Below are 8,662 nucleotides of genomic sequence, written 5' to 3'. Positions count from 1 at the left end.
GCCGGTCAGGCGCATCACCCGCGCATCGAAGTCGGCGAAGACGCCGTCAAGATCGAGAAAGACCTGGATAGGTGTTGGCTTGTTCGTGTCCATATGCGTATCCATGGTGGAAATGGCAACGTTTCGTCATCCTTGCCGCCATCTTCGCAGATGGGGCGCGCCATGCTTTGCTTGCGCGCCAAGGTGTTACTGCCTGCCGCCGGATTTGCATTTCCGGACAGAATTGTGCTTGCGCCAAAACAGGGATCGGCATGTGTGGCAGGGCGTTAGTCGCACAGCCTGCCTTACACTTCTGGCATCAACACGCAAGCAAGCGCGATGCTGCGACGCCACACCGGGCTTGCCGGGGCGTTGCGGCGACAGAAAGATTCAAGCTCGATGAACCATTCCGCCGACATTGCCGCTATCGAGGCAATCAGCGCCCTTCCCACCATCCTTGAGCTGGTCAGCGACCTGACCACGCTGCGTTTCATCTGCGTGGCCCGCGTCACCGATACCTCCTGGACCGCCTGCGCGGTGCTGGACAAGCTCGGCTTCGGCATGCGGCCCGGCGACCAGCTCGACATCGCCACCACGCTGTGCCGCGAGGTGCATGACGAAGGCCGGCCCATCGTCATCGACCACGTCAGCGAGGATATCCAGTACTGCCGCCATCCCACGCCGCAGATCTATGGCTTCGAAAGCTATTTCTCGATGCCGCTGCATACCAGCACCGGGGCCTACTTCGGCACCCTGTGCGGACTGGACAGGGTGCCGGCGCGCCTGTCCGAGCCCAAAACCCTGCGCGCGCTGGAATTGCTGGCGCAGATGATTTCCCACCAGTTGCAGACCGAGCAGACGCTCGAGCAGAGCCTGCGCACCCTGCGTACCGAGATCAGCAATACCGCCCATCTGCGCAGCATGCTGCAGCAGTTGCGCAGCGCCGAGCAGCGGCAGTCGTTCCAGCTCGACATTGCCGAACTGCTGCGCCAGCAGCCCGGTCCGGACCGCATCTACGCCCACAGCAGCGAGATCGCGGGCCGTTACCTGGGCGTGTCCCAGGTGCTGTACGCCGAACTCGACCCGGCGCAGCAGGCCGTGCTGTGCCGCCATGGCTACAACGCCGGCGCCATGCCGGAACTGGGCGGCCGGCATGCCGCCTCGATCTTCCCGGCGGAGATGCTCACGGCGCTGCAGGAAGGGCGCAGCTGGGCCTGCGCCGACCTGGCGCGCCAGGCGCCGGCCGGCTGGCCCGAACTGGCCGCCGCCGTGGCGCTGCCGCTGGGCCGGCATGGCAGCTCCGTCTGCTTCCTGCTGGTGTGCCACCATCAGCCGCGCGCCTGGGGCGACGACGAATTGCAGCTGCTGGAGGACATGGCCGAGCGGGTCTGGAACGTGATCGAGCGGGTGCGCACGCAGGAGGCGCTGCGCCAGGCCGACCGCAGGAAGGACGAGTTCCTGGCGATGCTGGCGCATGAGCTGCGCAATCCGCTGGCGCCGATCAGCACCGCTGCGCAGCTGCTCAAGCTGGGCCGGCAGAGCGAGGAGCGGATCAGCCGCACCAGCGACGTGATCACGCGCCAGGTGAGCCACATGACCAGCCTGATCAACGACCTGCTGGATGTGTCGCGGGTGACGCGCGGCCTGATCGTGCTGGAGCGGCAGCGGGTGCCGCTGCAGCAGGTGATGGCCGACGCGGTGGAGCAGGTGCGGCCGCTGATCGAGTCGCGCCGGCACAACCTGGCCATGCAGGCGCCGACCGACGAGGTGCTGGTGCTGGGCGACGCCAAGCGGCTGGTGCAGGTGCTGGCCAACCTGCTGTCGAATGCCGCCAAGTACACCCCGGAAGGCGGGCACCTGGCGCTCTGGCTGGAAGCCGATGGCCAGGAGGCGCGGCTGCATGTGAGCGACAACGGCATCGGCATCAGCGCCGAATTGCTGCCCCATGTGTTCGACCTGTTTTCACAGGCCGAGCGGCCGTCCGACCGGTCCCAGGGCGGCCTGGGCCTGGGCCTGCCGCTGGTCAAGAGCCTGGTGGAACTGCATGCGGGCAGCGTGCGGGCCGTGAGCCGGGGACAGGACTGCGGCAGCGAATTCGTCGTCACGCTGCCCCGGCTGGGCGTGTTCGACGCCACGCCGTCGGGCCGGGATGGCGACCACCATGCCCAGGCCGAGCCGGCTGCGCTCAGGGTCATGGTGGTGGATGACAATGTCGACGCCGCCCAGATGCTCGGCATGTACCTGGAAAACGAAGGCCACGAAGTCTGCATCCTCCATGATCCGCATGAAGCGCTGGCGCTCGCCGAGCGCATGCCCATGGATGCCTTCCTGCTCGATATCGGCTTGCCGGGCATCGACGGCAACGAACTGGCCAGCCGCCTGCGCGCGCTGCCGCAGACGCGAGGCGCGCTGCTGGTTGCCATCACCGGCTATGGCCAGCGCTTCGACCGGCTGCGTTCGATGCAAGCGGGATTCGACCATTACCTGGTGAAGCCGGCCGACCCGGCGGCGCTGGCGGCGCTGCTGGCGCATGCCGGCCGCAGGCAGGGAAAGTAAGGGCAGGCCGGACGGCGGCCTGAAGCCGTTGCAGCACAGGGCGGCGACTTGTAACGGGTTTCATCTCAACCACGATCTCGTGCGGGATACCAGTGCAAAGCGATCGATTGCATCAGAAGGTGACCCAGGCCAGCCTGCTCGACAAGCTCGGTTTCCTGCGCCGCAATCCGGCCATCTTCATGGCGTGGCTACTGTTCTCGATGGCCATTGCGCTGATCGGCTGGGGCGTGCTGCTGGCCAACCTGAAGGAAGCCCATCAGGCGGTGGAACAGCGCGCGCTGCGCGAAGCCAATGCGCTGGCCCGCACCCATGCCGACCGGCTGGCGCGCAGCCTCGATTCGATCGACCAGGTAACCCGGCATGTCAGGCTGGAATGGCAGCTCTCGGGCGGCCGCCTGCGCCTGGAGCAGCTGGCCAGCGACGGCCTGTTTCCGCCGCCGGCGCTGTACTACGTCACCCTGGTGGATGCCGACGGCAACGCCTTCAGCACCACGCTGCGTGACGGCGAGCTGGGTTATCTGGGCGACCGAGGGTATTTCCTGCGGCAGCGTGAAGCGAAGGCAGATCAGCTGGTCATCGATCCGCCGATTTTCGGCAGGATGGCCAAGCGCAATGTGGTCCATGTTTCGCGCCGGCTGGTGGATGACCGCGGCCAGTTCGCCGGCATCGTGATGGTGTCCGTCAGCACCACGTTTTTCACCGCGAACTACGACCCTATCGTCCTCGGCGCGCAGGGCCTGCTGGCGATGGTCAGCGCCAACCCGCCCATGGAGCTGGTGCGCATCGGCGACAACGTGCTCCCGCCCGAAATGCAGGCCTTTACCTCCCACCCGTCGCTGAGCCCGGCCAGCGGTAGCCGCCACCATGGGGCCGAGGTCTTCGAGGACAGGCGAGCCCGTTATCTTGGCTGGCATCCGGTGCGTGGCTATGACATCACGGCGCTGGTTGGGCTGGACGAGGCCGCTACCCTGGCCGAATTCCATGCCAGCCGCCATGCCGCGATCCGGTATGCGGGCTGGGCCAGCGCCGCGCTGGCCCTGCTCACCGCACTGGCCATCGCACTCAACACCGAGCTGGCCTGGCGCAAGCACCGCCTGGGCATGGCGCAGGCCACCTACCGCCTGGCCACCGAGGAGGGCAGCGAGGGCTTCTATATCGTCCAGCCGGTGCCGGACCGCCATGGCGCCATCCAGGACTTCGTGGTGCTGGACTGCAACCAGCAGGGCGCGGAATTCTTCAATGTCCGGCCCTCGGAGCTGATCGGCAAGACCGTCTCCGCCTTCCGCGGCAGTCTCGATACCGGCATGTTCATGGACTACCTGATGCAGGCCACGCAGAACGGCACGTATGAAAACGAGATCGACGTGCCGGGCAACACCGCGCTGCGGCTGCGCTGGGCGCACCTCAAGATCATCCGTTCCGGCGACAACCTGGCGGTGCGGCTGCGCGACATCAGCGAAGCCAAGGCCCATGTGGCGGAACTGAAGCGGCGCGGCAACGAGGACGTGCTGACCGGCCTTCCCAACCGTCACTGGATACAGTCCTATCTGCCGCAGGCCCTGCGGCATGCCAATGAAAACGGCGCCCGCCTGGCGCTGCTGTTCATCGACCTGGACGGCTTCAAGAAGGTCAACGACACCGCCGGCCATGCCGCCGGCGATGAACTGCTGAAACACGCCGCGCACCGCCTGCAGGAAGCGGTGCGGCCGCACGACAAGGTGGTGCGCTTCGGCGGCGACGAATTCGTGGTCATCATCGAAAGCATCGAGCACCGCATCGACGCCGCCCATGTGGCCGACCGGGTGCAGCAGGCATTCCGCCAGTCGTTCCGCCTGAGCCAGGGCGTGCATTCGGTCGGCACCTCGATCGGCATTGCGCTGTTCCCCACCGATGGCGAGGATGCGTCGACCCTGCTGGAAAAGGCCGACATCGCGATGTATTCGGTCAAGACCCACGGCAAGGCCGGCTACCAGTTCTACGAAGCCAAGTTCTACCACGCGCTGCGCGAGCGGCTGGACCGCGAGGCCGAGCTGCGGCGCGCCATTGCCGGCCATGAATTCGAGATGGTGTACCAGCCGCGGGTCGACATCGCCAGCGGCCTGACGCTGAGCCTGGAGGCGCTGGTGCGCTGGCGGCATCCGGCCCGCGGCCTGCTGGAGCCGGCCGAATTCATCGGCCTGGCGGAAGAGACCGGCATGATCGTGGCGCTGGGCGAGATGGTGCTCGACATGGTGTGCGAGCAGATTTCCCGCTGGGCGGCGCATGGCGGCGCGCTGGTGCCGGTATCGGTCAATGTCTCGGCGCAGCAGTTCAGCAATGCCGATGTCGGCAGCCTGGTCACGGCGGCGCTGTCGCGGCACCGGGTGCCGTCGCACCTGCTGGAACTGGAGATCACGGAGTCATCGGTCATGGGCCAGGACTCGGCGGTGTCGCGCACCCTGATGATGCTGCAGAAGCAGGGCGTGAAGATCCTGGTGGATGACTTCGGCACCGGCTATTCCTCGCTGTCGCAACTGCACCGGCTGGACTTCGACGTGCTCAAGGTAGACCAGACCTTCACCGCCAGCATGGAACAGTCGGCCGAAGGCAAGGTGTTCTTCACGGCGATCGTCACGATGGCGCATGCGCTGGGCATGCGGGTGGTGGCCGAGGGCGTGGAAAATGCCGCCCAGATCGCGCTGCTGCGCTCGCTGCACTGCGACGAGGTGCAGGGCTACTACATCTCCCGCCCGCTGCCGCCCGGCGACATGCAGCCGGTGCTGCCGCCCTGCGCCTTCCCGGCAGCGGTCTGATGCGCCGCGCCCGGGCGGCGCGCATGTTTCTTGCTCTCTTCATGCCGGCCTGCAAGCGGCAGCCGCCGTCAGTTTTCCCGGCCACGTTTGCTATGCTTCGGCCGTATTATAAAAAACACAAAAAAGACAAACATGGAGAGACATCGAATGACGCATGCCGCTGTTCCATTCCGGCGCACCGCGCTGCTGGCCGCCCTGGCCGGCGCGCTGGCCGATCCCGCCCTTGTCCTTGCCCAGGAAAACCCGGCCGAAGCGCTGGAACTGCCCACCGTCGAAGTCGTGGGCACCTCGATGCTGCCCGGACTGGGCACAGCGATACAAAATGTGCCAGCCAATGTTCAAATTCTGAACAGTCGCACGATGGAGCAGCAGCGCCAGCTGACCCTGACGGACCACCTGGAACAGAACGCCGGCAGCGTGACGGTCAATGCGGCGCAGGGCAATCCCCACCAGCCCGACGTGAGTTTCCGCGGCTTCACCGCATCGCCGCTCCTGGGCGTGCCGCAGGGCCTGTCGGTATTCCAGGACGGCGTGCGGATCAACGAGCCCTTCGGCGACACCGTCAACTGGGACCTGCTGCCGCAGTCGGCCATCGCCAACATGCAGCTCATTCCCGGCTCCAATCCCGCTTTCGGCCTGAACACCCTGGGCGGCGCGCTGGCGGTCTATACCAAGAGCGGCAGCGCCTATCCGGGCGGCGCGGTGCAGTTGTCCACCGGCTCCTTCGGCCGCCGCGCGGTGGAATTCGAGCAGGGCGGCAAGAGCGGCAACCTCGACTATTTCGTTACCGGCAATGTCGCGCGCGACCATGGCTGGGCCGAGCACAACGGCAGCCGCGTCCAGCAGTTCTTCGGCAAGGTCGGTTACCAGACCAGCGACACCGACCTCGACGTCAGCCTGACCGCCGCCGACAACCGGCTGGAAGGCACCCAGACCCTGCCCAGGTCCTTCTCCGAGAACATCCGGCAGGCCTACACCTACCCGGACCGCAACGAGAACAAGCTGATGTTCCTGACCGCCAAGGGCAGCCGCTTCCTCAATGACGACGTGCTGCTGGGCGGGAACCTGTACTACCGCAACTACCGCAACCGCAACGTCTCCAGCAACGTCAACGATGACTTCGGCCAGCTGGAGAATGGCGCTATCGACGCCAACCAGGCCCACAACGACCGCGCCGGCATCCGCCAGCACAGCTATGGCGCCGGCCTGCAGCTGACCGTGTCCGGCCAGCTGGCCGGGATGAAGAACCAGTTCGTCGCCGGCGGCACGGTGGATATCGGCAACGCCCGCTACAGCCAGGAAACCCAGCCCGCGGTATTCACCGCCAGCCGCGGCACCATCGGCGCCGGCGACTTCGAGCCCGAGACCGACGCCAGGACCCGCAACCGCTATTACGGCCTGTTCCTGTCGGACGTGCTGGCGTTCAACGAGCGCTGGACGATGACGTTGTCGGGCCGCTACAACCTCGCGCGTGTCAGCATCCGCGACCAGAGCGGCGAGGCGCCCGAGCTCAACGGCAGCCATCGCTTTTCCCGCTTCAACCCGGCGGTTGGCCTGAATTTCAATCCGACGCCACAGGCCACCGCCTATGTCAGCTACAACGAGGGGATGCGGGCGCCGACGCCGATCGAACTGACCTGCGCCGACCCGCAGGCGCCCTGCAAGCTGCCCAACAGCTTCCTGGCCGATCCGCCGCTGAAAAAAGTGGTGGCCAGGACGATGGAACTGGGCGCGCGCGGCAAGGCGGGGGAAGGCCTGTCGTGGAGCGCGGCGGTCTACCATACCGTGCTGGACGACGACATCCAGTTCATCGCCAGCGGCGGCGTGGCCACCAATGCCGGCTATTTCCAGAACGTCGGCCAGACCCGGCGCCAGGGGCTGGAACTGGGCGTCAACGGCACATGGGGCGCGCTGTCGGCGAGCGCGCGCTACGGCTACACCGACGCGACCTACCGCACCGGCTTCGCCGAGACCAGCCCGGCCAATACCAGCGCGGACGCGAACGGCGCGATCGCCGTGCGCAGCGGCGACCGCATTCCCGGCATACCGCGCCACAGCCTGAAGCTGCGTCTGGGCTATGCGCTGACGCCGCAGTGGGACGTCGGCGCCAACCTGCTGTATGCCGGCAGCAGCCATGCCCGCGGCGACGAGAACAACAGCGATGCGCGCGGCAAGGTGCCCGGCTATACCGTGGTCAATCTCGACACCCGCTACACGGTGGCCAAGGGCTGGGAACTGTTCGCCCGCGTCAACAACCTGTTCGACCGGGAATACGCCAACCTCGGCGTGCTGGGCCTGAACGCCTTCACCGGCCCCGGCCGCAGCTTCGACGGCGCCAACGCGGTGGGCGAGCAGTTTCGCGGCTACGGCGCGCCGCGCGGCATCTGGATAGGCATGCGCTATTCCTGGTTGTAGGAGCCGGCGCCGGCTGGCCCGGCGTCGTGTGAAATAACAACACTCGCGAACGCCGGGCTTGGATGCATTAAAAATACAACCTTAGAATCCCCAGACGCCATTCGCAGGGGACTCATGTGAACCACCAGAATGATCAATCCTCATCCAGCGCTCCTCCCAGCCTGGAGAGCTTGCGTGAACGGGTGCGCCGGCAGGGCGAGCGCGTCAGCGACCTGCGGCGCGCGGCCGACAGCATGCAGCAAACGCCGGCACGCTACGGCAAGGCCGTAAAGCCGCAGCGCGTCCCGCCTGACCCGCCGGCGCCGGACGAGAAGACGCCGCGCTGAGCCCGCAGGGCAGCCCGGCAATGTCCTCTTCCTCCCTCGTCATTTCCTCCCGGGCCGGTGCATGACCGCGGTAAGCCTGTATGCCGCGCTGCTGGCCATCCTCTATGCCGTCCTGAGCGTGCGCACCCTGCGCCTGCGCCGCCGGCTGCGCATCGCCATCGGCGACAGCGGCGACGAGCGCATGCTGCGGGCCATGCGGGCCCATGCCAACTTCGCCGAATATGTTCTGCTGGCATTGCTGCTGATCTACCTGGTCGAGATCGCACCTGCTTCCGCCGTGCTGGTCCATGCGCTGGGCCTGGCGCTGCTGCTGGGCCGGGTGCTGCACGCCTGGGGCGTCAGCCGCAGCCCGGAAGACTTCCGCTTCCGCGTGGCCGGCATGGCGCTGACGCTGGCGTCGCTGCTGGTGGCGTCGCTCTACCTGCTGCTGGCGCATGCCTCGGGGGCGCTCGCCGCGCTCGCCGGCCCCGCCTGACATCGCACGCCGAGCCGGCGCCTGCGCCGCCGGCCGGACCAGGCGCCTCCCGCCTGTTTGAACGAGATCAACAAGCCTGTGCGCCGCGCTGCGGCCGCGGCCGGTTTCATGCGACTGTT

5 protein-coding genes are annotated in these 8,662 nt (G+C 66.9%); all 5 read left to right on the top strand.

The annotated features are described in order from the left end of the window. The first annotated feature begins 378 nt into the window (after positions 1–378). Positions 379–2,535, top strand: a complete 2,157-nt coding sequence (locus tag ABC383_RS22405) for a hybrid sensor histidine kinase/response regulator (RefSeq protein ID WP_413016465.1) — start codon at positions 379–381, stop codon at positions 2,533–2,535. Between the two features lie 107 nt (positions 2,536–2,642). Beyond that, a complete protein-coding gene (locus tag ABC383_RS22400; RefSeq protein WP_413016463.1) occupies positions 2,643–5,327 on the top strand; it encodes a bifunctional diguanylate cyclase/phosphodiesterase in 2,685 nt (894 codons plus the stop codon). A 147-nt stretch (positions 5,328–5,474) separates the two neighbouring features. Next, positions 5,475–7,742 carry a TonB-dependent receptor gene (locus tag ABC383_RS22395; RefSeq protein ID WP_413016461.1) on the top strand — a complete coding sequence of 756 codons (2,268 nt, stop codon included), beginning with the start codon at positions 5,475–5,477 and terminating at the stop codon, positions 7,740–7,742. Between the two features lie 116 nt (positions 7,743–7,858). Further along, positions 7,859–8,068, top strand: a complete 210-nt coding sequence (locus ABC383_RS22390; RefSeq protein ID WP_413016459.1) for a hypothetical protein — start codon at positions 7,859–7,861, stop codon at positions 8,066–8,068. Between the two features lie 61 nt (positions 8,069–8,129). Next, positions 8,130–8,543, top strand: coding sequence for an MAPEG family protein (locus ABC383_RS22385; protein WP_413016457.1), 414 nt, complete (start codon positions 8,130–8,132; stop codon positions 8,541–8,543). The last annotated feature ends 119 nt before the right edge of the window (positions 8,544–8,662 follow it).

The organism is Noviherbaspirillum phoenicis, from assembly GCF_047237965.1.
Lineage (GTDB): Bacteria > Pseudomonadota > Gammaproteobacteria > Burkholderiales > Burkholderiaceae_D > Noviherbaspirillum_A.
Note: the sequence above shows the minus strand (reverse complement) of the source record. Positions and strands in the feature narration are given on the sequence as shown.

What these genes read in the sequence shown, in the direction of transcription:
- ABC383_RS22405 (WP_413016465.1), top strand. Translation starts at nt 379, where the DNA reads ATGAACCATTCCGCCGACATTGCCGCTATCGAGGCAATCAGCGCCCTT.
- ABC383_RS22395 (WP_413016461.1), top strand. Translation starts at nt 5,475, where the DNA reads ATGACGCATGCCGCTGTTCCATTCCGGCGCACCGCGCTGCTGGCCGCC.
- ABC383_RS22385 (WP_413016457.1), top strand. Translation starts at nt 8,130, where the DNA reads ATGACCGCGGTAAGCCTGTATGCCGCGCTGCTGGCCATCCTCTATGCC.